Annotated in this window: 23 protein-coding genes; 15 read left to right on the top strand and 8 right to left on the bottom strand. The window is 35.8% G+C overall.

Annotation, left to right across the window (positions count from 1 at the left end):
• Positions 1 to 133: 133 nt before the first annotated feature.
• The 6 genes from ABWU36_RS01080 (at position 134) to ABWU36_RS01055 (ending at position 5,783) form a co-directional block, all read left to right on the top strand.
• Positions 134 to 331 (top strand): hypothetical protein, encoded by a 198-nt coding sequence (locus tag ABWU36_RS01080; RefSeq protein WP_353272903.1) that lies wholly within the window; start codon positions 134 to 136, stop codon positions 329 to 331.
• 351 nt (positions 332 to 682) lie between these two features.
• Positions 683 to 1,609 carry a ribose-phosphate diphosphokinase gene (locus ABWU36_RS01075; protein ID WP_353272902.1) on the top strand — a complete coding sequence of 309 codons (927 nt, stop codon included), beginning with the start codon at positions 683 to 685 and terminating at the stop codon, positions 1,607 to 1,609.
• On the top strand, positions 1,599 to 1,952 hold the full coding sequence (gatC, locus tag ABWU36_RS01070; protein WP_353272901.1) for an Asp-tRNA(Asn)/Glu-tRNA(Gln) amidotransferase subunit GatC: 354 nt from the start codon (positions 1,599 to 1,601) through the stop codon (positions 1,950 to 1,952). Before ABWU36_RS01075 ends, gatC begins: the two co-directional genes overlap by 11 nt.
• 401 nt (positions 1,953 to 2,353) lie before the next feature.
• Positions 2,354 to 2,860 (top strand): DUF2924 domain-containing protein, encoded by a 507-nt coding sequence (locus ABWU36_RS01065; protein ID WP_253309401.1) that lies wholly within the window; start codon positions 2,354 to 2,356, stop codon positions 2,858 to 2,860.
• 105 nt (positions 2,861 to 2,965) lie between these two features.
• Complete coding sequence (gene guaA, locus ABWU36_RS01060) at positions 2,966 to 4,528, top strand: glutamine-hydrolyzing GMP synthase (protein WP_353272900.1); 1,563 nt, start codon at positions 2,966 to 2,968, stop codon at positions 4,526 to 4,528.
• 256 nt (positions 4,529 to 4,784) lie between these two features.
• Entirely contained in the window at positions 4,785 to 5,783 is a 999-nt protein-coding gene (locus ABWU36_RS01055) for an ankyrin repeat domain-containing protein (RefSeq protein WP_265016408.1), read from the top strand.
• Between the two features lie 3 nt (positions 5,784 to 5,786).
• Here the strand turns inward: ABWU36_RS01055 and secA are convergent, their stop codons facing one another.
• From secA to odhB, 3 genes are all read right to left on the bottom strand, one after another.
• Positions 5,787 to 8,447, bottom strand: coding sequence for a preprotein translocase subunit SecA (gene secA / locus ABWU36_RS01050; RefSeq protein ID WP_353272899.1), 2,661 nt, complete (start codon positions 8,445 to 8,447; stop codon positions 5,787 to 5,789).
• Between the two features lie 235 nt (positions 8,448 to 8,682).
• Positions 8,683 to 9,570 carry an aminoglycoside phosphotransferase family protein gene (locus tag ABWU36_RS01045; protein ID WP_353272898.1) on the bottom strand — a complete coding sequence of 296 codons (888 nt, stop codon included), beginning with the start codon at positions 9,568 to 9,570 and terminating at the stop codon, positions 8,683 to 8,685.
• 103 nt (positions 9,571 to 9,673) lie between these two features.
• Positions 9,674 to 10,846, bottom strand: coding sequence for a 2-oxoglutarate dehydrogenase complex dihydrolipoyllysine-residue succinyltransferase (gene odhB, locus ABWU36_RS01040; protein ID WP_353272897.1), 1,173 nt, complete (start codon positions 10,844 to 10,846; stop codon positions 9,674 to 9,676).
• Positions 10,847 to 11,108: 262 nt separating this feature from the next.
• Between odhB and ABWU36_RS01035 the strand changes: the two genes are divergently transcribed.
• A complete protein-coding gene (locus ABWU36_RS01035; protein ID WP_353272896.1) occupies positions 11,109 to 11,816 on the top strand; it encodes a pyridoxine 5'-phosphate synthase in 708 nt (235 codons plus the stop codon).
• On the opposite strand, the gene ABWU36_RS01030 is transcribed toward ABWU36_RS01035, so the two are convergent.
• The 3 genes from ABWU36_RS01030 to rplM form a co-directional block, all read right to left on the bottom strand.
• Entirely contained in the window at positions 11,809 to 12,120 is a 312-nt protein-coding gene (locus ABWU36_RS01030; RefSeq protein WP_264688310.1) for an HU family DNA-binding protein, read from the bottom strand. The two genes, ABWU36_RS01035 and ABWU36_RS01030, sit on opposite strands and share 8 nt — an antisense overlap.
• A 145-nt stretch (positions 12,121 to 12,265) precedes the next feature.
• The gene (gene rpsI / locus ABWU36_RS01025; protein ID WP_253309392.1) at positions 12,266 to 12,721 is read right to left on the bottom strand and encodes a 30S ribosomal protein S9; all 456 of its coding nucleotides are present in this window, start codon (positions 12,719 to 12,721) and stop codon (positions 12,266 to 12,268) included.
• Between the two features lie 10 nt (positions 12,722 to 12,731).
• Positions 12,732 to 13,190 (bottom strand): 50S ribosomal protein L13, encoded by a 459-nt coding sequence (gene rplM / locus ABWU36_RS01020; RefSeq protein ID WP_253309391.1) that lies wholly within the window; start codon positions 13,188 to 13,190, stop codon positions 12,732 to 12,734.
• Between the two features lie 132 nt (positions 13,191 to 13,322).
• Here rplM and ABWU36_RS01015 point away from each other — a divergent pair, with 132 nt between their 5' ends.
• The 3 genes from ABWU36_RS01015 (at position 13,323) to ABWU36_RS01005 (ending at position 15,808) form a co-directional block, all read left to right on the top strand.
• The gene (locus tag ABWU36_RS01015) at positions 13,323 to 14,558 is read left to right on the top strand and encodes a TolC family protein (protein WP_264688311.1); all 1,236 of its coding nucleotides are present in this window, start codon (positions 13,323 to 13,325) and stop codon (positions 14,556 to 14,558) included.
• Between the two features lie 19 nt (positions 14,559 to 14,577).
• Complete coding sequence (locus ABWU36_RS01010; protein WP_253309386.1) at positions 14,578 to 15,153, top strand: PopZ family protein; 576 nt, start codon at positions 14,578 to 14,580, stop codon at positions 15,151 to 15,153.
• Positions 15,154 to 15,229: 76 nt separating this feature from the next.
• Positions 15,230 to 15,808: an RlmE family RNA methyltransferase gene (locus ABWU36_RS01005; protein WP_253309385.1), complete on the top strand. Its 579-nt coding sequence runs from the start codon at positions 15,230 to 15,232 to the stop codon at positions 15,806 to 15,808.
• A 674-nt stretch (positions 15,809 to 16,482) separates the two neighbouring features.
• Here ABWU36_RS01005 and ABWU36_RS01000 read toward each other — a convergent pair.
• Entirely contained in the window at positions 16,483 to 16,608 is a 126-nt protein-coding gene (locus tag ABWU36_RS01000) for a hypothetical protein (protein ID WP_264688313.1), read from the bottom strand.
• 69 nt (positions 16,609 to 16,677) lie between these two features.
• Between ABWU36_RS01000 and ABWU36_RS00995 the strand changes: the two genes are divergently transcribed.
• Together ABWU36_RS00995 and ABWU36_RS00990 are read left to right on the top strand one after the other, a co-directional pair.
• Positions 16,678 to 18,858 (top strand): ankyrin repeat domain-containing protein, encoded by a 2,181-nt coding sequence (locus ABWU36_RS00995; protein ID WP_353272895.1) that lies wholly within the window; start codon positions 16,678 to 16,680, stop codon positions 18,856 to 18,858.
• A 315-nt stretch (positions 18,859 to 19,173) separates the two neighbouring features.
• Entirely contained in the window at positions 19,174 to 19,485 is a 312-nt protein-coding gene (locus ABWU36_RS00990; RefSeq protein ID WP_007548422.1) for a hypothetical protein, read from the top strand.
• A 99-nt stretch (positions 19,486 to 19,584) separates the two neighbouring features.
• Here the strand turns inward: ABWU36_RS00990 and ABWU36_RS00985 are convergent, their stop codons facing one another.
• Positions 19,585 to 19,746, bottom strand: coding sequence for a hypothetical protein (locus ABWU36_RS00985; protein WP_309166190.1), 162 nt, complete (start codon positions 19,744 to 19,746; stop codon positions 19,585 to 19,587).
• 141 nt (positions 19,747 to 19,887) lie between these two features.
• Here ABWU36_RS00985 and ABWU36_RS00980 point away from each other — a divergent pair, with 141 nt between their 5' ends.
• From ABWU36_RS00980 to ABWU36_RS00970, 3 genes are all read left to right on the top strand, one after another.
• Complete coding sequence (locus tag ABWU36_RS00980) at positions 19,888 to 20,436, top strand: head-tail connector protein (RefSeq protein ID WP_264688316.1); 549 nt, start codon at positions 19,888 to 19,890, stop codon at positions 20,434 to 20,436.
• A gap of 384 nt (positions 20,437 to 20,820) precedes the next feature.
• Positions 20,821 to 21,231, top strand: a complete 411-nt coding sequence (locus ABWU36_RS00975) for a DUF3168 domain-containing protein (protein WP_253309381.1) — start codon at positions 20,821 to 20,823, stop codon at positions 21,229 to 21,231.
• Positions 21,206 to 21,595 (top strand): phage tail tube protein, encoded by a 390-nt coding sequence (locus ABWU36_RS00970; protein ID WP_182159821.1) that lies wholly within the window; start codon positions 21,206 to 21,208, stop codon positions 21,593 to 21,595. Before ABWU36_RS00975 ends, ABWU36_RS00970 begins: the two co-directional genes overlap by 26 nt.
• Positions 21,596 to 21,604 lie beyond the last annotated feature (9 nt).

The raw sequence follows: 21,604 nt of genomic DNA, 5'->3' as shown, positions 1-21,604 counted from the left end.
AAAATCTATACAAGTTTTCTATAGCTAATACCAATTCTCATTATTAGTGAACCACTTTTTCATCCAATAATTTTGATCTTAATGCCATTTAAACCTCGCTATTTTACTTACTTCAGGTGGAACATACAATAAAATGGTTGAGTCTTTATCTGGCTTGCATCCATCGGTAGTTATTACACTAAATAAACAGGAAGTTGATGGAATGATAAAAGAAACGATTACTCAAAAATTTTCTGAAATGGCCAGGGAAAACCTTGGCAATTTCTCTGAGGAAGAGCAGGAAAAGATTCGTAATGAGTTGCCGGAATTATCGTCTGAAACAGTAAGATAGCTACACGCTTAGCTCTTGAGAAAAAGTGTCAGGGGTTTAGCAGTGGACTAGATAATGATAAAAAGGAGGAAATACTAGGAGAATGTATGAGTAATTTATCCTATGTTGAACTGGAGAATCAAAACGAAGTGGTAAGGTAAATTATATTTCATTAAAGTCATTTATCTTGAAACATAAGCAGGATTTTGTATAGTTGTTTCAATTTGGGTCTGTATATTGAAACAATGCGTGAAAATGACAGGTCATTGTACAAGAGGTACCTAATTTGCCGACAAGAATGCTAGATAAAGAAACTTACATTTCAATTATTTCATAATTTCTGTATAATCTTACAAGCTCAATTGGTATATTATGAAGATAGTAATAGGTAATGCTAGTAAAGAATTAGGGGAATCAGTAGTTAACCGGCTAGATGTTCAACCATCCTCTGCTTGGATATCAAAGTTTACCGATGGCGAGGTAAATGTAGAAGTAGCAAATGATCTATATAATCAAGAAGTATACATAGTACAATCTCTTTCTCCCCCTGTGAATGATAACCTTATGGAGCTTCTGCTTATAATTGATGCAGTAAATAGATTAGGAGCCAAAAGGATAGTAGTAATTATTCCTTATTATGGATATAGCAGACAAGATAGAATTATCAAGAACAATGATATGCAATCTGCTTTAAATGCCAAATTAGTTGCAAATCTTATTCAAACTGCAGGTGCAAGTAGTGTTGCAGTGATTGATTTGCACTCAAGTCAAATTGAAGGATTCTTTGATGTACCGATAACTAATTTGAACTGCTTTGAAGCATTTGTTGACTGTATACACACGGAAAATTTGGCAATTGTTGCACCTGATGTTGGAGCAATTGGCAGAGCACGTGCTTTTGCAAAGACTTTAGAGGAAAAGTACAAGATAGGGTTAAGTGATAAGATTATTGTAGTAGATAAATATAGGGAGAAAGCAGGCACATCTCAAGTAATGAACATAATAGGAGAAGTTGCGAATAAAAATTGTGTCATTGTTGATGATATAGTTGACTCTGGTGGAACATTGTGTAATGCAGCCCTTGCTTTAAAAAATTGCGGAGCAAAGTCCGTAATTTCATGCATCACACATGGCGTGCTTTCAGGAAGTGCAGTTGAAAAAATTTCTTCCTCTTCTTTAGATAAATTAGTGATTACGGATACTATACTTCACAAACTTGAAAAAACTGGTAAAATAGAAGTTGTTTCGGTCGTAGATATTTTAACTCACTTCATCCAAGGAGGTAAAGATGCCAGCTAAGTCAACAGAAGACGTTATTACTTCACTAATAGAATTTGCAAATAAGAGAAAAATAACAATTACCAAGGAAGAAATGCTTAAAATTGCACAGCTTGTAAGGATTAAGTTATCAAATGACGAGATTGATCACTACTCCAAAGAACTGACAATGCTGGATTGGATACATGATACTTTATTACAAGTTAATACTGAAGGTGTTTCTCCTATGCGTTATGGCAGTATAGACAAGGACATTCATGTACGCGATGATGTTATAAATTCTCAAAACATTAAAGAAGAGATATTGTCCAATACAAAACCTGAGCATGAGTATTTCGTAGTGCCAAAGGTTATAAACGATTAGGGTAAAATAAGGCTCATATCAATTCTATAATAGATCTACTTTCAAAGTATCCGTTCAGCAGAGTGGCAAAACAGATATAGCTAACCCAAGAAGGTTTCCCTACGTCATACCGCCGCGGCGCTAACAAGTAGCGGAATAACGAATTTGTTGTTTTTCAAATTGTAGGTAAACCTAAGCCACTTTAGCTATAGTTTACTTGCCCCATGATTTTCTTTATTATCAGATATTGCTTTAAATAATATGGAGGGGTAAGTTGTCAGCAATTGCCATCATTGATTTTGGTTCACGTACGATATCGGTAGTTAACATTAGCTACCTGAGGGTCAGAGTCGCCTTTCTTAAAGATATTTTAAGTATACTAGATGTATTATTGATACGTGATAATAAAACTAGGGGTTTTTATGGAAACATCTGAATTAACTTTACTCGACTTACAGGATTTGCTTGAAAGTTTGAAAAGGCATGTGCGTAGTGAAGTAGAAAAATATGTAGATAAAAGGGTAGAAGAAGTCAAAGATGAGGCAGTAACATATATAATAAATAAAGTATTAAACAATATGGTGGGTAATGAGCCACTAAATGAGCTCAAAATAGATAAACCTAAAGAAATTGTGCAAGTTGATGATGATGGCTTAACGCAAAATCAAAAAGTTATTAAAGCTCTTTTTATAGGTAGAACACTTGTTGGAGAATATAAAAAGAAAATGTATGAAGTTACAGTCAGTAATGAGGGAAAGTTTATTTACAATGGGGAAGAATATAGTGCTCCTTCTACGGCTGGCACAAGAATTACCGGTAAAAGTTGCAACGGTTGGGATTTTTTTAAAGTATGCCTTGACCCCAAAGAAAAACTGAGGACTCTGAGTCACCGCCGTGCAAAGTTTCTGTCAACTCAAAATAAATCATAGCTAACGTTTAAGTCATACATCAAAGCTTTTAAGAGGTCTTAGTTTACTTACTTCTTTATTTTCTTTATTATCAGATATCACTTTTAAATAATATGGAGGAGCAAATTGTCAGCAATTGCCATTATTGATTTTGGTTCACAATTTACACAGCTTATCGCAAGACAAGTCAGGGAAATGGGTGTGTATTGCGAAATATTTCCAAGCAACATCAGTTTTGAAACAATATCAAAATTCAATGGGTTTATTCTCTCTGGAGGACCACAATCTGTAAATGATGATTGTTCTGAAACAAGTAGAGTAGTACATGAAATTATAAAACTTAATAAGGCAACAAACGTTCCTATACTTGGAATATGCTATGGACAGCAACTCATTTGTCATTATTTTGGAGCAAAAGTAAAAGAGAGTTTCAAACAGGAGTTTGGCAGAACTAAAATCAAGATACTAAAAGAATCCCCCATTATAAAGGATACCTGGGATGTTAATTCTGAAGTGGATGTATTAATGAACCATGCGGACAGTGTTGATACTATACCACAGGGATTTACTGTTATCGCATCAGGTGTGATAAATCAAACAATTGCAATAATTGTCAACGAACAGCGGAAGATTTACTGTACTCAGTTCCATCCTGAAGTGAGGCCCACAACAAATGGCAGTAAATTGCTCTCTAACTTCTTGGATATTGCAAATTGCGAGAGAGACTGGACAATGAAATCGTTTATTGAAAAGCAGAAGGAAAAAATCAAAAATGTAGTAGGAGAGAAAAAAGTAATCGCTGCAGTAAGTGGTGGGGTTGATTCAAGTGTTGCAGCGGCTCTCACACATAAAGCTATAGGAAAACAATTGAACTGTATTTTTATCGATACTGGGTTGTTACGCAAGAACCAGACCATTGCTATGTTGAAAGAAATTCCGATAAACTACGTTGATAAATCAAATTTATTTTTGAGTAGGTTAAAGGGAATAACTGATCCAGAAAAAAAGCGAAAAATTATCGGTAACGCTTTCATTGAAGTGTTTGAAGAAGAAGCAAAAAAAATAGGTGATGTGGATTTTTTGATGCAAGGTACCATCTACTCTGATGTAGTTGAGTCAGGGCATGCCTCAGACAACACTAGTACAATTAAGTCTCACCATAATGTTGGTGGGTTGCCAGAAAAGATGAACCTGAAGCTAGTAGAGCCTTTACGCTACCTCTTTAAAGATGAGGTAAGGCTACTTGGAAAAGAAATTGGGCTTTCAGACGAGATAATATTTCAACATCCATTTCCTGGACCCGGACTTGCAGTGAGGATTATAAGTGAAGTCGATGAAGAAAAGGTGCGAATATTGCAAGAAGTAGATGAAATATATATTAATACGATGAAAAATTACGATCTATACGATAAGATATGGCAAGCTTTTGCTGTATTATTACCAATAAAAACTGTAGGCGTCATGGGAGATGGTCGTATATACGGATATGTTTGTGCTTTAAGGGCTGTAACATCGTCCGATGGTATGACGGCTGATGCATTTCCATTTGAAGATAAGGATCAGCATTCGCTAGTGTTTTGGGACTTTTTACAGAATGTTGGCAGTATAATTGTTAATAACGTTTCCGGAGTAAATAGAGTTGTCTATGACTTAACTTCTAAACCACCAGCAACCATTGAGTGGGAGTAAATCAAAAAGTCTAGTCATCCCGCTTTGTTAGCGGTTGAGATACCGTGAATAAATCACGGTATGACGTTAAGTAACTCGTCATCCCGCTACGTGTTAGCGGGATCTAGAGATACTGCGGCGGAATGACGAATTTGTTGTTTTTCAAATTGTAGGTAAACCTAAAGCTATAGAAAAAAAGAAGAACCAGTTTCTTAGTTCTTCATTGACATAATCCACTTCATATGCCATAATAAAATTTTATATCTTGGAGAAGGAAATGACATTAAGGTTAATACTACAAGAAGTCAACAGTAGTCCAGATCTGAGTAAGGAAAATTTAATTGATAGAATTAAAGATAAGCTGCAGCAGGAAAATCAACTTATATATGATGAGTGGAAAAAAAGCGAATTTGATATAAATTACACGTTTATAATACTCAAGTGCAATTTATTACTTATAGCAGCTGAAAATGGCTATGAAAAAGTAGTAAGATACTTAACAAAAAACGGAGCTAATGTTAATGTACAAGATGAATGGGAAAAAACCTCCTTACATTATTCTGCTCAGCATGGGCATACACAAGTAGTAGAAGTTTTGCTAGAAGAAGGAGCAGGCGTTAATGCACAAGATGAAGATAAAGGGACTCCTTTGCATTATGCTGCCAAACACGGGCATACAAAGACAGTGAAACTTCTACTAAAAAATGGAGCTAATATCAATCTACAAGATGAAGGTGAAAGAACTCCTTTGCATTATGCTGCTGAGCACGGGCATATAAAGACAGTGAAACTTCTACTAAAAAATGGAGCTAATATCAATCTACAAGATGAAGGTGGAAGAACTCCTTTGCATTATGCTGCTGAGCACGGGCATATAAAGACAGTGAAACTTCTACTAAAAAATGGAGCTAATATCAATCTACAAAATAAAAATAGATATACCCCTTTGAGTTGTGCTTGGCATAGTAAATATCCAGAAATGGCAAAACTTCTGCTAAATTATGGTGCAGACCCATCATGTATACATAGGCCTAAAGCTACAAAAGCAGGAGCCGTTGGGGTTGTTATATCTGCTGTTGTAGTTCCATTAGGACTCGTTTACGCTACTGCATTATCTGCACTAGCAATAGTTGGAATTACTGTGGCATCTGCACTGATCGTTGGTGGAATTTCCTATGGGGTTGCGTATAAGTCATCAGAGCATTCATTAAACAGTAAGCTAAGTGAGGTTAGCTGCAGTAATGTTGATGGAAATAAACAAACTGTACAACCATAGTTACTAATTTACCACAGTAACCGCGCCGTGGCAGTGCTTGTATTTCTTTCCGGAGTTGCAAGGACATTTGTCGTTTCTTGAGACTTTGGAAAGTCTGCTATTTCTAGCAGAATGTAACCTATTGCCTATCTCTTGGTTGTCTGCCAACTTAAAGTGTGCTAAGCGATGAATGGTGAGTTCCTTCCATTTTTCAAGCATTGACTCAAACATCAAGAAAGCTTCGCGTTTAAATTCATTCAGTGGATCTTTCTGCCCCATGGCACGTAAGCTTATGCTTTGTCTTAAGCTTTCTAAAGTTGAAAGGTGTTCCCTCCATAAATGATCAAGTGTCATTATCATCATTTGCTTCACGATCGTATTCCACAAATCTGTAGTGTGCTGACTGTTGAAATATTTTTCTTTCTCAGTAAAAAATTCTTGTATCTTATCATTTATATAATTCAAAGCTTCTTGTTTGTTTAAAAACTTTGCTAAATCTTCTTTATCAAGCGTTATTCCATACTTTGTATGGAATTCTCTGACTATATCTTCAATATAATCCTCATAATAGCCACTTTGGATTATACCTTCTACTATGCTCTCATTTACTTCGCTATATACTTCAAGTAAATCATTAATTTCGTTGCCTAAGATATTGTTTCTCTGCTTAAAAATAACTTTACGTTGGTTGTTGATTACGTCATCAAACTTAAGCAAAGACTTCCGCACATCATAGTTTCTAGCTTCAACTTTCTTCTGCGCCTTCTCAAGTGCCTTATTGATCCATGGATGATGAATAGCTTCGTTATTCTTTAACCCTACTTTTTGTAAAAAGCTTCTCATTCTATCAGAACCAAATATTCTCATTAGGTCATCTTCAAGCGATAAAAAGAACTTAGAAAGTCCAGGATCCCCCTGACGACCAGAACGGCCGCGTAATTGATCATCTATTCTCCTGCTTTCATGTCTTTCGGTTCCAACCACGCATAAACCACCAGCTTTTATAGCAATTTCCTTATCTTTTTTTACTCTTTCGACTATTTCTTGGTATTTTTTTTCTCTTTCATCAGCATTTTTTATCTTCTTTAGCTCTACCTTTGCAATCATTTCAGCGTTTCCACCGAGTTGAATATCAGTTCCACGTCCTGCCATGTTAGTTGCTATAGTGATACTACCTGGCACTCCAGCTTGTGCTATTATGTACGCCTCTTGTTCATGATAACGAGCATTCAATACTGAATGCTTAAGAGAATGGCTTTGCAAAAGCGCAGAAAGCTTCTCAGAGTTTTCGATGCTTACCGTGCCAACAAGGACCGGTTGAAGGCGTTTGTGGCATTCTTCTATAAACTTCAACACAGCATTAAATTTTTCTTTTCCTGTGCCATAAATTTCATCATCAATATCAACTCTTTTTACAGGTACATTGGTTGGAATTTTTACTACATTTAGTCTGTATATATCACGAAACTCTTCTGCCTCTGTTGCTGCTGTTCCAGTCATTCCGGAAAGTTTATTGTACATACGAAAGTAATTCTGAAATGTGACCGATGCTAAAGTTTGGTTTTCATGCTGAATTTCAAGATTCTCCTTCGCTTCAAGTGCCTGATGAAGACCATCGGAATATCTCCTGCCCTCCATCATACGCCCAGTAAATTCATCAATAATCACTACCTTGCCATCCTTTACTATATAATCTTTATCAGCAGTAAACAGCTTATGTGCACGTAATGCTTGGTCTATATAATGAGTCATTATCATGCTGTCAGTATCATAGAGCGAGGAATTTTCAGGAATGAGATTGTATGACCTGAGTAGTTCTTCCACTCGTGAAATACCATCTTCAGTAAGGAACACTGCCCTACCCTTTTCATCCACCTCATAATCAGAGTCAACTAATTTGGTTACTATTTTATTGATATGCTTATATATCTGATTGTTTTCCTCAATCTGGCCAGAAATAATAAGCGGAGTGCGAGCTTCATCAATGAGTATTGAGTCTACTTCATCAACTATTCCGTAGTGAAAGCCTCTCTGAACCATGTCTTCTTGAGAAAATTTCATATTGTCTCGCAGGTAATCAAAGGCAAGCTCGTTATTTGTGGAATACACGATATCTGCACTGTAAGCCTCTTTTCTCTCTTCGTCTGTCAAGTTATTCGTGATAAACGCAACAGAAACCCCAAGAGAATTATATAATTTGCTCATCCACTCTGTGTCTCGTTTCGCAAGGTAGTCGTTAACAGTTACGACGTGCACGCCTTTCCCTTCTAAAGAATTAAGGTATGCAGCTAAAGTTGCAACGAGTGTCTTTCCCTCTCCTGTTTTCATTTCTGATATCATGCCGTTATGGAGCACCATTCCACCAATCAACTGAACATCAAAGTGCCTCATGTTAAGAAACCTGCGAGAGGCTTCACGCACAACTGCAAATGCAGGTACGAGAAGATCATTTAACGTTTTCCCATTTTTCAATTCCTGTTTGAATTCTTGAGTTTTACCAGCAAGCTCCTCATCAGATAAGCTCTGCATTTCTGTTTCTAATGCATTTATTTGCTGAACAATTTTCCTAAAGGATTTTATTATCTTCTTGTTTGTTGACCCAAATATCTTTCTTATAAAAAAGAATGACAACGTAAAAATGAAAAATATAAGAATGGCTGTCAAAATTAGCGGAGAATCTAGCATAAACTTAAGTAACGTCTTATTTAATATGAGATTATATTACTAAATGCAGCCTACAGCAATGACATATTAGATTCGGGGAGTCTTTTCAAATTAAGAACCTATCACAGGCATTGTTTAGTTTGCTGAAAATAGTTGTTCGTTTAAGTTGTTAGTTATGCTAGATTAAGAGTAATTCACTTGAGAACAGCAAAGAAAGGTAGGTATGCAAAAATAGGACTGAAAATCTTTGGTTAAACTAAGCTTCTTCATTTAGAATTTCATTAATAATTTTCTGTTGTTTCATAACTTCTGTTGTCTTCCAGTCGCGCATTGTAATTAGTGCCTTCCATAAAGCCCAGCCGCTTGCTCTGGCCCACGTGTCTGGATCTAAACATAGATGTGACTTGAAGATTCTCCGATTTTCGTTGTTCAAAAGTGTCCAGGCAATTACCAAGTCACAGGCTGGATCGCCGACACCCACACATCCAAAATCGATTACAGCAGCTACACATCCATCTTTCGCTAGGATATTCCCGCTTGCAAAGTCACCATGAATCCATACTGGATTCTTGTTCCATCTTGAGCTTATAGCTTTTTCCCAAAAGGACATTATAGTTCTAGCATCAATAAAACCTTGCAATTCCTTAATGGCCGATCTTACCTCTGTGTCATAGACTGATACGTGATCGCCGCGCCAGAAGTTATGGAGTCCAGGATTAGGGCCTCCTTTAACATCAATTTTATGTAACTCATTCAAAAATTGTGCAAGCTGAGAAGCAATAATCTGTAAATCCAGATCATCTATAGACAATGCATTTATGCTTTCCCCTTCGATCCACTTATATATTGACCAATTCCAGGGATAATGCTTTGATGGTTGTCCCATTGCAAGTGGCTTAGGAATAGAAAATGACAAATGTGGTGCAAGTATCTCAAGCCATTTTTGCTCCTTTAGAACTTGTAGCGCATAATCTTCTGCGCTTGGTAGCCTGATCAACATCTCTTCACCCAAGCGAAAAGTTCTATTGTCTATACCACTGAGTTCAACAGATTTGATCTCTAAGTGAGCCCACTTTGGAAATTGCTGTGCAACAAGTTCGGTAACAAGTAATAACCAAGAGCGACTATCAATTTTTGATGCCATTTGCCGATTTTTCCTATTTTACCATCTGCCTTAGAAACCTTCTGATTCTAGAAAAACTTGCTTGTCATTTTTAATTGCTGACATTGTTTAAGTTAATACCAATTTACACTTCCAAAACTAATCTATTTGGATCTTCTATATAATTTTTTATTTTGACAAGGAAAGTAACTGCTCCTTTGCCATCAACTATTCTGTGGTCGTAAGAGAGAGCAATGTACATCATCGGTCTGATTTCTACTGCATTACCAACAGCAACTGGCCTGTTTTGTATCGAATGCATTCCAAGTATTCCAGATTGCGGAGGGTTTATTATCGGAGTGGAAAGAAGTGAACCGTATACTCCACCGTTTGAAATAGTAAATGTTGCACCTTCCATTTCTGATACTTGTAATTTGCCTTCTCGTGCTTTTTTGCCAAGAGCAACTAAAGTCAACTCAATTTCTGCAAATGACATCTGATCAGCACTCCGAATAACAGGTACAACAAGGCCTTTGTCAGTGCCAACAGCAACACCTATGTCATAGTAATGTTTATATATGATTTCATCGCCTGAGATTTCAGCGTTAATTTCAGGGATCTCTTTCAGTGCTTGCACTGCTGCCTTTATAAAAAACGACATGAAACCAAGTTTTATTCCATATTTTTTTTCAAAGGCATCCTTATATTTTGCTCTTAGATCCATGACATTTTTCATGTCAATTTCATTGAACGTGGTCAGTATTGCAGCAGTATTTTGCGATGCTTTCAAACGAGCGGCAATTACTTGCCTTATTTTACTCATTTTTACTCGTTCCTCTCTTTGCTCTCCACTTACTACACTTTTTGGCAATTCATATTGTTTTATTGCAGGCTGTTCTGTTTTGTTTATATGGCCTATTACATCTGCTTTTGTTATCCTATCTCCCATGCCAGTTCCTTTGACACTTTCTGCGCTGATTGCATTTTCCTCCATAATTTTACGAGCTGACGGAGCATCTTTTTTGGCAAAACTTTCGCTTTTATCTTCTTTTCTCGCTTCCTCTTTTACTTCCCCCACGGAAAACTTCGCTAACAATTGATCAGGACTTATTACATCATCTTCCTTTACGAGAAATTCAGTTATTTGCCCTGAAGCTTCTGCAGTTAATTCGAGTGCTGTTTTGTCAGTCTCAATTTCAAAGATCAAGTCATCTACTTTTACTGCTTCTCCAATATTTTTCTTTATTTTTACTATACCTTCCGTAACTGACTCACCACCAAGAGTTTTTGGCGCTCTGATTTCTATAATTTTGCTCATAAAACAACTTCCGTATAAAACTTTCTATAGATTTATACATGAAAAGAGACATGTAATAAACTAATAAATTCATTGAGGCTTTTATCATTTAGAAGTGACAAACGGATAATATACTCCCAAATGTCATTCCAGCGCGTGATGCTAGGCCATCTTGACACATTTCGCCAACCCCGTCTCTCGGCTATGGTATTGCTAATCAAACAATGACTATGCAAAAGACCTAATAACATGTATAATCCATAAATAATTTTTGAGGTAGATTGTGAAACTAGGTGTTAATATTGATCACGTTGCAACCCTCCGCAACGCACGCGGAACTTCCTACCCAGATCTATTGAAAGCAGCAGAAATAGCCATTGACGCTGGAGCAGACTTTATTACTGTACACTTACGAGAAGATAGAAGGCATATTAGAGATGAAGACGTATTTAACCTAAAAAAAAGCATTAGCACTGAGCTAAATCTTGAAATTGCAGCCACGGAAGAAATGCTTAAAATAGCAAAAAAGGTAAAACCCTATTCGATTAGTATAGTACCAGAAAAAAGAGAAGAATTAACAACCGAAGGTGGCCTGGATATCATTAATATGCACAGCAAACTTTCTGGTATAATAGAGGAAATGCATAGCTCTAGCATAAAAGTCTCACTGTTTATCGATCCAAATATTAATCAACTAAAATATCTTGAGAAGCTAGAGATAAAACCTGACATAATAGAAATTCATACAGGGGATTACTGTGATAATCCATCAGAGAAAAAGTTACAGTTAATTACTAATGCTGCAGAGTACGTCAATAAATTAGGAATAGAATGCCACGCAGGACATGGCATAACTTATAAACACGCTAAGAAGATGACAAGAATACCTCACATCTCAGCTCTTAACATAGGCCACTATTTAATTAGCGAAGCTGTATTTTATGGCTTACACAGCGTAGTAAAAACAATGAAAATGATAATGTCTAACTAACTGCTGCTTTTTCCTTCTCATTTAAAATACTTAAAAGAGTTTGGCTTGCTTTAAATTTTACCCTTGTCTTTTCAGGAACAGTCATGATCTCACCATTTTGGGGGTTACGACATTGTTTCTCCTGACTTATAGCAGTAGAAAATGTTCCTATTCCATGCAAACGTATTTCACCTTTCCCATGCAGCTCATCCTTTATTATTTTAATAAACGCATCATGAATCTTGCTCAAATCAGATTTTGTTATATCTATATTCTGACCAGAACAATCTTCCTTTAATTGTTTTATTATATCTTCTTTACTCATAAATTACCTTAATATTGAAAAATCACACAAATAGCATATTATGTTGACACCGATAGTCAACTAAATTCATCACAAAAATAGAGGATATTATACACTTTTGCAAATATTTGTATAATACTTACAAAAAAACACCACTATGAAATAACTATCTCTTAGAAAATTGACACTTTTTCCGAGCTTTATGTTGACCATATTTCTTACGTTCAACAACACGCGAATCTCTAGTTAAGAACTCACCATTACGTAATATAGAATGCAAATCTTGGCTTACACTACTTAAAGCTCTGCTTATTCCATGAGCTAGAGCACCTGCTTGACCAGATAGCCCTCCACCTTTTACAGTTGCGAATACATCATATTTGTCTAACGTAGAAGTTGCTACAAATGGCATTTTCACTATTTGGCACACTGACTCTCTTTTAAAATAAGAAATTAGATCGCCTTTTTTGTTAACACTAAATTTTCCACTTCCCGGCTTTATCCATACTCTTGCTGCAGATTCTTTTCTTCGGCCTGTAGCATATAAACGACCAAGCGAATCAACTGCTGATTTAATTGTCTTTTCTGACCAATCATTATTATTTATTGTAAAACTCTTCATTTTTACTCCATTACTTTTTATTTTTACGATTCAAAGAGGCAAAATCTATCTTTTCAGGTTGCTGCCCTTGATGCTTATGCTCTGAACCAGAATAAACATACAAATTTTCAAAGCGTCTACGCGCCATAGGGCCATCATCAAGCATCCTTTTCACTGCCATTTTTATTACACGCTCAGGAAATTTGCCATTTAAAATATTATCTGGAGTAGTTTTCTTCAAACCACCAGAATAACCTGTATGCTTATAGTAAATTTTATCTTTAAGCTTCTTCCCGGTAAAATGCACCTTTTCTGCGTTGATAATAATTACATTATCGCCACAATCCATATGAGGTGTATACTCAGGTTTATGCTTTCCACGCAATAGTGTCGCTACAAATGCTGCAAGCCTTCCTACCACTAATCCTTCTGCATCTATGACAAACCATTTTTTGTCGATTTGTTTCTCTTTTAAGAAAAAAGTTTTCATTGTAATTTAACTAAACAATAGTAAGCTACTATATACTTAATTTCTCAATAGTGTCAACAATATTAGTTATTGATTATTAAAGTAATTTATGTTAGTAATTGAGCTGCGCAACCAATATGCACAGGAAGTAGAATGTTTCGATTGATTATTACACTTGCGATAATTTTTGGTACTATAAGTTGCTATGCAACCGATGTGGGAGAAGTTATAAGCAAAGCGATCAAAAATAGCTCAAAAATAAAGTCTCAATTTTACCAATATAAAAGCGCAGAAAAACAGCTTAAGTCTTCTGGGTTAGCTGGATTTTTACCTGACATTAGTTTGCAGTACAATTTTGATAGTAATTTTAATCTTTATAATCAACCTAATTTACCTGGAAAACGTCTGATATTAAGCCAAAGGATAATAGATGGAGGTGGCACCTTTGCCACATTCAGTCGATCAAGTCATCTTCTCAAAGCAGAAAAAATGCGATTTCAGCAATTAAAACAAGAGGTTGCACTTAATGCTGTGAAAGCATATGTTGGTGTTTTACAAAAGACAGAAATATTAAAGCTCAGAGAACATAAAGAACGCGTTTCTTTGGAACATTTGTCAGCTATGAAAAAACGCTTTTCCCTTGGAGAAGTTACTAACGCTGAAGTTTTGCTAGCAAAAGCAAAATTTTCGTCTTCTATATCCGAAAGAGTTGATGCTGAAGGTAAATTAAAATTGGCAAATATTGCTTATTATCATTTGATTGGCGAAGATGCTGATGACCTTTCTGAAGCTAATGATAAACTACCTTCTGTCCCAGAGCTAAATGAATGTTTACAATTAGCAAAAACCAATAATTTATCTCTAAAAGCAGCAGTTTATCAAAAAAGAGCAGCCGGAATGGAAGTGATCGCTGAAAGCTCCAAGTGGCTTCCTTCTTTAAATCTAAGCGCAAGCAAAAATTTTGGGAAGGATGGTGTAAAATTAGACAAGCTATTAGAAAATGTTCATATAGTTTTTACTCTTGATGTTCCAATCTTTAAAAAAGGAGCGAATGCTTTTGGTGTCAGTAAAGCTAAAATGGATGCAAAAAAATCTACCTACGATTATTATGAAACGGTAAAAAATATAGAACAAGAAGTTGTAAATGCTTGGAATAATGTGCTAACAGCAAAAGCCATTATTAAAGCAAGTCAAGAAGCGGAAAAAGCAGCAGCTTTAGCATTGGAAGGAGTTGAGCAAGAGGTAAACTTAAGTTTAAAGAGTACATCTGACCTTTTGGACACTGAAGATGCATTATTTAAAGCACGTTCAGACTTAGTTGAAGCAAAAAGCAATTATGTAACTAGTGTTTATAATTTGCTTTTTATAATAAATAGTATAAATCTCTAAATTTAATGGTATTAGCACTATGCATGATGAACAAGGCAATCAATCTGTAAAAGATATTCTAGAAGATATAAAAAAAGCTATATCGGGTAAAAACGCAAGTAACGATAAAGCAGAAATAAAGGATGAAAATGATGATGTGCTATGCCTTGAAGAAGAGTATCCAGAAGACATGGAAGAAGATGGCAAAAAAGAAAATGGTAAAGAAGAGAACATTGATAATGATGACCAAAGTGAGGAAATGGCTTGCAACAACAACCAATTTAATGGCCATAGCTACAATTCAGAAGAAAAAAAAGACATTGATTTGTACGATAATATCCAAATGAGTAATAACAAAGCGAGTAATAGCGGCTTACAAGCGCAAAATAATGATCATCTAATTTTAAAAGAGAATATGGAAGAGATCAAAGCGCTGCTTGGAAAAATGCAAAACGAATTGCAGCATAAACAACAAAAAAGAGCGAATCTTACTGTTGAAGAATTAGTTACATCTCTTTTAAAACCTCAGCTCTCAGAATGGCTGAATAAATATCTACATGCACTGGTAAAAGAAGTAGTTGAAAAAGAGCTCAAAGATATAATCAATAATAAGTAGGGTATTAGCAATAAAAACTAGAGTAAAGACGGCTAGAGGCAGAAAACTATCTTCAACAAGGTGGCTACATCGTCATTTGAATGATCAGTATGTGCGAAAAACTAGCAAGGATGGTTATAGGTCACGCTCAGCATATAAGCTGGTAGAAATGGATAATAAATTTAAATTATTCCAAGAAGGGCAAAAAATTATTGATCTTGGTGCTTCTCCTGGTGGATGGTCACAAGTCGCGTCTCAGAAAGGTGCAAATGTAGTTGCTCTTGACATGAAACCAATGAACGCAATTAATGGAGTAGAGTTTATACAATGTGATATTATCAATGGGCTTGAAATTTTAAGAGAAAAATTCAAGGATCAAAAATTTGATGTAATTTTATCTGACATGGCGCCCGAATCTTGTGGTTTAAAATCGTTGGATCATATCAGAATTATGCTTTTATGTGAGGCAGCGCTCAATTTTGCAAAGCATTTCTTGAGCCATGGTGGCACGTTTGTAGTAAAAATTTTCCAAGGAGAATCTGATAAAGATTTTTGTAACAAGCTAAAAAAAATGTTTAAAACAGTAAAATATTTTAAACCAAAGTCAAGTAGATCTGAATCTACAGAAATGTATTTGGTAAGTTTAGGCTTTATTGGCAGCAGACCTCCTATATAATATTAACCCAGGTAGCCCGCAGAAGTGAAAAAACTTCCTTGACAAACTCCGCCAGCCCCCTTATCATGAAACTGAAGCTATTTATTTATCTTCTCTGTACAGATTAAATGACAAAAAAACTCACGTATCTGGCGTCTCATGTTTAATTTTTTGCACTATGTGCACTCTATGTCTTTATCAAATTTCTAGGTTTTTACCTATACAAGCTGAAATACGCTATTTAAAACATCAAAAAACGCCAACTTAAAAAATGGATAGTGAATAATTAGCTACCCTAGGGTTTCTTTTGCCTTTTTTTCTGTTTAGTAAATTTCTTAATGTTTATAATTTAGATTAGTTGCGGCTTAAAAGCAACTGAATCGCGGTTATTAAACGTTTAGAATAAAAAAACGCCATACTTGAAAGTATAATGTAAGTAATTAGCCAACCATGGGGCTTCTTTTGCCTTTTTTTCTACTTGGTAAATTTCTTAATGTTTGTAGCTAAACGACAATCGTCATCCCGCTGCTTGTTAGCGGGATCTATTCTAAGGAGATACCGCGGCGGTATGACGGGTTAAGTAGGGTGTCATTCCAGTGCTCCTTTTTTTGTCATCCCAGTGCGTGACACTGGGATCTAGCCTTTATTATTTGGTTGTCTTCTGGATTCCAGTGTCAGCTACTTTCATGACATCATCATAAAGTAAAATGAGATCCCAGTGTCACGCACTGGGATGACAGAAGAAGGTGCTGGGATGACAGGGGAGTTGAATGACAACGAATTGGAAGAAAATGTTTATGACTAATTTTTAGATCAAACATCGAATTTCGACAAACTTAACTTTTTTGTGAGACTATTCAGCAATAATAAATAAATTGAGAGGAAAGGTTGTGGCAATAGAAAAGGAAAAGTTTTTTGAAATAATACGCAATGTGAGTGAGAGTAAAGGTTTGAATAAGGATAATTTGCTTGAAAGGATAGGGAGTAAGCTAAAAGGTGTAAACCCAGAAGCATATAGCACTTATAACAATTTGAAGATAGATAAGCTATTCATGATACAAGATTTAGATAAAATTGCAAGTTACACATTGTTACATCTTGCTGTGGAATGTAACAGTGTACCAATAGTAAAACTCCTACTAGAAAAGAAAGTAAAAGTTGATGAACAAATATCGGGTGATTTTAATTCTAAATTCACTGCTTTGCACATTGCTGCTTTGCATGGTCATCAAGAGATGGTTCAGCTTTTATTAGATGCTAACGCAAATCCTTTACTAAAAGATAGTCAAGGCCGAACTCCAAGAGATATGGTTAGCAATATACCAAATAAGGATATCATAGTAGAAATGTTAAAGGAAGGAGAACAACGTTATGCTGAGGCAAGAAAGAAAAGACTAACTTATGGACAAGGCACTTTACCGCAGCCTAATAATAAAACTCCAGGAAATTTAGCTGTGGGCGGAAATAAAATAACTGCTGCAGTGCAAGCATGGAATGCAAAAGGTCAGGGAGAGAACAATGGAACTACACCAAACAACAGAAAAATCTATGTACAAAATGAGAATGAACAGACTTCTTCAAACTCAATCATTAATGAAAACAATACAGACAAAGTAGGTGATACATTAGAAAGAGAACAGGCTAAAAGAGATGCTGTGGCGCAAAAGTTGCAAGAGGCAGAACAACGACTTGCCAATAATCAGAAGCGCATAGAACAAACTTATTTGCACAATCAACACACAGAACAGCAGTATACTATACATAATGGGGAACAGATCTCTTTAGATTCGACTATTGATGAAAGTAATAGTAGTGACAGTGGAATAAATACTTCCACAGAAGACATCGGTAAAGAGTTAGAAAAACACAATACACAGGATGAAAATGGATTGACTCTTTTACATCGTGCTGCTGGAAACAATAATAAAGAATCAGTGAAACTTTTGTTAGAATATGGAGCAAAAGTTGATGTACAGAGTAAAGATGGCCATACCCCTTTACACTATGCTGCTGCACTTGGTTATGTGGAGATTGCAGAATATCTAATAGATAAAGGAGCAGATGTTGATGCACAAGATAAAGCTGAGTATACTCCATTATATTACGCTCTTGCAAATGACAATAAAGAATTAGCAAAACTTTTGATAAAACATGGAGCAGATCGCTCATTGATAAAGGATGAAGGCCTAATAATAGATAGACTAAACAGTATGTGTGGTCAGCTATCTGAGGTTGTATCTGGTACTTCTTCCCATTCCAAAACACACAATGCAACGGAAACTCCAGAAGAAACAGAAAAGGTTAAAAAACGTAAAGTTAAATTAAAAAAATTATGTGCTCAGCTAAAGGAAGAGAATCAATCACTAAAACAAAAAATACAAGAGCTAGGAAATGAAAACGCAACGCTTAATAGTGAATTAGAAAAAACAAAAACTAAAACAAATGAAGTGTCACTAGAAAAAGCGCACAAAGTACTAGCAGAACTAAAGGATGACGTAGCTGGACATGAGGCTAGGCTGAAAACACTTAATAAACTCGACGAAGAGAATCAATCACTAAAACAAAAAATACAAGAGCTAGGAAATGAAAACGCAACGCTTAAGGATAAATTAGACAAAACAGAAAGTCAGTATTCTAAAGCAGAAGCGTTGTTAGAAAAAACGCAAAAGGAACTAGAAGAATCAAAAAGTTGCATAGCTGGACATGAGACTAAGTTGAAACAACTCAATAAAGAGAATGAATTACTAAAACAAGAAATAAAAAATCTGAAAAATGAAAACACACCACTTAAGGGTGAATTAGGCAAAACTAAAACAAATGAAGTGTCGCTAGAAAAAGTAGGAAAAAGACAATTTTCCCCAAAAGTTGTCTATGCGAGCCTTGCAGCTATGTTAGTAGTAGGTGCTGCTCTTAGTATTGCTTCTGGATTGTCTGCTCTATTAATAGTTGCAGCTTCTGTGGTATCTGCACTGATAGCCGGTGGCATTACATACACAATATCAAAACCCATCGCTCCTGACACTGAATTGAAAGAAGTGGATATTCAAGGTTCAGCACGACAGTGTTTGTAAAACTTAGCACCTACATCTGTACGAACATTGTCCCAGGAGGTAATGTTCGTACAGTTATGTGTCAGCTACTTGCATGACACCCTGGCAATCGTCATCCCGCTACTTGTTAGCGGGATCTAGAGATACCGTGACGGTATGACGGTTAATTGTTCCGCGCGGGATGACAAGAAAGGAGCAGCAGGATACCATGTCATTCCAGCGCATGACGCTGGAATCTAGTAAAAAGTATTTGCAAGTTACACAGTAGTGTGAATTTTTTACTTCGGTAGTTTTTCATTATCATTATAATCATAATAGTAGTTGAGTTTAATTGATATGAAAACTTTTACGAAAAATTTTAAAAATAACGAAAAAAAGCTAGAGGAGTTTAATAAGGAAATTGAAGATATAACAACTATAGCTCAAGATAAATTTGCACATGAACTTGAAAATATCGCATATGACAGTGTGCAAAAATTTCGCAGTCTGCTTGCTAAAGAGTTAAACTCCATCTTCAATAATATTCATTCTCAAAATGTTAATCTACTAAAATCCAGCCTAGTTGAATATGCTATAAGTTCAAATTTTATCAATAAAAAAGGAGAAACAGCTTTAATACGTTCTCTTCTTAATATATTCATACGATAAAGAATTTATAGCATAATCGTGGTGTCATGAAAGTAGCTCTGTACGAACATTTGTTTGCGAAGAAATATTATAGCCGGTTTTGCCTCAAACACAAAGATGTCATCCCAGTGCCATGACTACTTGGATCCAGAAATTTTGATTAGAGATTAAGTTGGTGAGCACGAAAGTGACTAACCTTATATTAAAAATAACATCTTTGACAGTGAAAGGCTGGATTCCAGTGTCAAGCACTGCCATCATAAAGAAACCAGTGTCAGCCACTTGGATGACACCGTCATAAAGGAACCAGTGCTCCTTTTTTTGTCATCCCAGTGCGTGACACTGGGATGACAGAAGAAGGTGCTGGGATGACAAAATAAGGAGCGTTAGAATGACAAAAATATATTTATAAGGAGGGTTATCATGTCAACAAGATCTACTTCACCAAGAATACATGTGCAACGTAAATCTAAGCCTGAATCTTTTCCAGTTACTTTAGAAGAGGTTAAATCTTTTTTACGCATTGAGAACGATCAAGATGATAAGTTGATTTCAGATCTAATTTTTATGGCAACTGATTATGCTGAGTGGCATATGGAAAAGTCACTGGTGAAACAAACATGGCAAGTTTCATATGAAGATTATGTACCTCGTAGGATCTATTTAAGCTATGGCCCTGTGAGTAAGATAGTATTGGCTACTGCAATGATGTCTAAAGGTCAAGAGAAGAGAACACTTAAGTATTATTTTAGTGATGTAGGGGGCTACGTTGAGTTTTTCAATTATTTGAATGCAATAAGAGTTGATGTTGTATACGAGGCTGGCTATGACAATGTTCCTGAGCAGATAAAACTAGGTATTATGCGGCATGTTTCTGCTATTTACAAAGATCGTGAATCGGGGGTAAGTAGCCATTTGTCTGAAGTGAAGAAGGTGTATTCTCCATTTCGCGAACCAAAGGTTGTTTTGTAGCTCTTTCTTGTCATCCAAACTGGGCTACCTACGTCATACCGTCACGGTATCTCACATAGATCCCGCTAACAAGCAGCGGGATGACGAGATAAATACCGTCATACCGCGATTCATTCGCGGTATCTCAGCCGCTAACACGTAGCGGAATGACAGCAGTCCTACGTCAGTCACGGTATCTCGGCTGCTAACAAGCAGCGGGATGACGAGATAAATACCGTCATACCGCCGCGGTATCTCAGCCGCTAACACGTAGCGGAATGACAGCAGTCCTACGTCATACCGTCACGGTATCTCACATAGATCCCGCTAACAAGCAGCGGGATGACGAGTTTGTATCGGGAAACGCTGCTTATGTTTTAGCTATATATCTTTCGAGGATTAATCATGGAAAAAATTCAAGCTATAAACGAGTTGTACAATAGTATTTATGCAGCACTAAAAGCAAACTCTGATTTAAGGAAATATGTTACTAACATTTATGACTACTTACCTAAACAGGTCACCATTCCTTACCTGAGATTGCATGTAGTGAATTATAATAATCTGCACATGCTGTCCAATTTTGCTACAAAGGCAAGATTTTCATGCGACATATATACCCATCATATAGGCAGTATGTTTGCCATTATAAGGCATATTAACTTGATACTTAAGAGTATTAAATATTCTGATAATGAAACTATTTTGGAAAGTAATTGTGCTATTAGTCAGCACGATGAAATTTTACATTCAACAATTAATTTTGATATTTTAATGAAAGGAGGCGATAATGAGCAAATTACAGCTAAAAATTAAAGATCATGACAATAATTTTATTGTGTTAAATAATATACGAAACCTAAGGTTTACTTTGCGTAATAACAGAGAAGAGGTGAAAGATATTTCTTCTTTTGGCTGGAGAAAAGTGCTCGATTGTGCTGGAAGCAGACACATTACGATAAAAATTAATGGAATTTTAGACTCTGTATTAGCTGATGAATTATTACGTAATTCTGCTATATTAAACTCTAATAATGATTATGAAATTAATTTTAACACTAAGGAAAAGATCAGATTACGGTGTTCAGTTGAACTGTATGAGAGATATTATGACCCCGCTGCTTTTGACAGTTTTACTGTAATTTTAGCGAGTGCTGAAGTTGTAAACGCTTTTCATTAATGTTAATTT

The sequence above is a fragment of the Wolbachia endosymbiont (group A) of Portevinia maculata genome, assembly GCF_964028525.1.
Taxonomy (GTDB): domain Bacteria; phylum Pseudomonadota; class Alphaproteobacteria; order Rickettsiales; family Anaplasmataceae; genus Wolbachia.
This window is presented reverse-complemented; position numbering and strand designations above follow the sequence as displayed.

What these genes read in the sequence shown, in the direction of transcription:
- ABWU36_RS01080 (WP_353272903.1), top strand. Translation starts at nt 134, where the DNA reads ATGGTTGAGTCTTTATCTGGCTTGCATCCATCGGTAGTTATTACACTA.
- ABWU36_RS01075 (WP_353272902.1), top strand. Translation starts at nt 683, where the DNA reads ATGAAGATAGTAATAGGTAATGCTAGTAAAGAATTAGGGGAATCAGTA.
- gatC (WP_353272901.1), top strand. Translation starts at nt 1,599, where the DNA reads ATGCCAGCTAAGTCAACAGAAGACGTTATTACTTCACTAATAGAATTT.
- ABWU36_RS01065 (WP_253309401.1), top strand. Translation starts at nt 2,354, where the DNA reads ATGGAAACATCTGAATTAACTTTACTCGACTTACAGGATTTGCTTGAA.
- ABWU36_RS01055 (WP_265016408.1), top strand. Translation starts at nt 4,785, where the DNA reads ATGACATTAAGGTTAATACTACAAGAAGTCAACAGTAGTCCAGATCTG.
- secA (WP_353272899.1), bottom strand. Translation starts at nt 8,447, where the DNA reads ATGCTAGATTCTCCGCTAATTTTGACAGCCATTCTTATATTTTTCATT.
- ABWU36_RS01045 (WP_353272898.1), bottom strand. Translation starts at nt 9,570, where the DNA reads ATGGCATCAAAAATTGATAGTCGCTCTTGGTTATTACTTGTTACCGAA.
- odhB (WP_353272897.1), bottom strand. Translation starts at nt 10,846, where the DNA reads ATGAGCAAAATTATAGAAATCAGAGCGCCAAAAACTCTTGGTGGTGAG.
- ABWU36_RS01030 (WP_264688310.1), bottom strand. Translation starts at nt 12,120, where the DNA reads ATGAGTAAAGAAGATATAATAAAACAATTAAAGGAAGATTGTTCTGGT.
- rpsI (WP_253309392.1), bottom strand. Translation starts at nt 12,721, where the DNA reads ATGAAGAGTTTTACAATAAATAATAATGATTGGTCAGAAAAGACAATT.
- rplM (WP_253309391.1), bottom strand. Translation starts at nt 13,190, where the DNA reads ATGAAAACTTTTTTCTTAAAAGAGAAACAAATCGACAAAAAATGGTTT.
- ABWU36_RS01015 (WP_264688311.1), top strand. Translation starts at nt 13,323, where the DNA reads ATGTTTCGATTGATTATTACACTTGCGATAATTTTTGGTACTATAAGT.
- ABWU36_RS01010 (WP_253309386.1), top strand. Translation starts at nt 14,578, where the DNA reads ATGCATGATGAACAAGGCAATCAATCTGTAAAAGATATTCTAGAAGAT.
- ABWU36_RS01000 (WP_264688313.1), bottom strand. Translation starts at nt 16,608, where the DNA reads ATGTTTGATCTAAAAATTAGTCATAAACATTTTCTTCCAATTCGTTGT.
- ABWU36_RS00990 (WP_007548422.1), top strand. Translation starts at nt 19,174, where the DNA reads ATGAAAACTTTTACGAAAAATTTTAAAAATAACGAAAAAAAGCTAGAG.
- ABWU36_RS00980 (WP_264688316.1), top strand. Translation starts at nt 19,888, where the DNA reads ATGTCAACAAGATCTACTTCACCAAGAATACATGTGCAACGTAAATCT.
- ABWU36_RS00975 (WP_253309381.1), top strand. Translation starts at nt 20,821, where the DNA reads ATGGAAAAAATTCAAGCTATAAACGAGTTGTACAATAGTATTTATGCA.
- ABWU36_RS00970 (WP_182159821.1), top strand. Translation starts at nt 21,206, where the DNA reads ATGAGCAAATTACAGCTAAAAATTAAAGATCATGACAATAATTTTATT.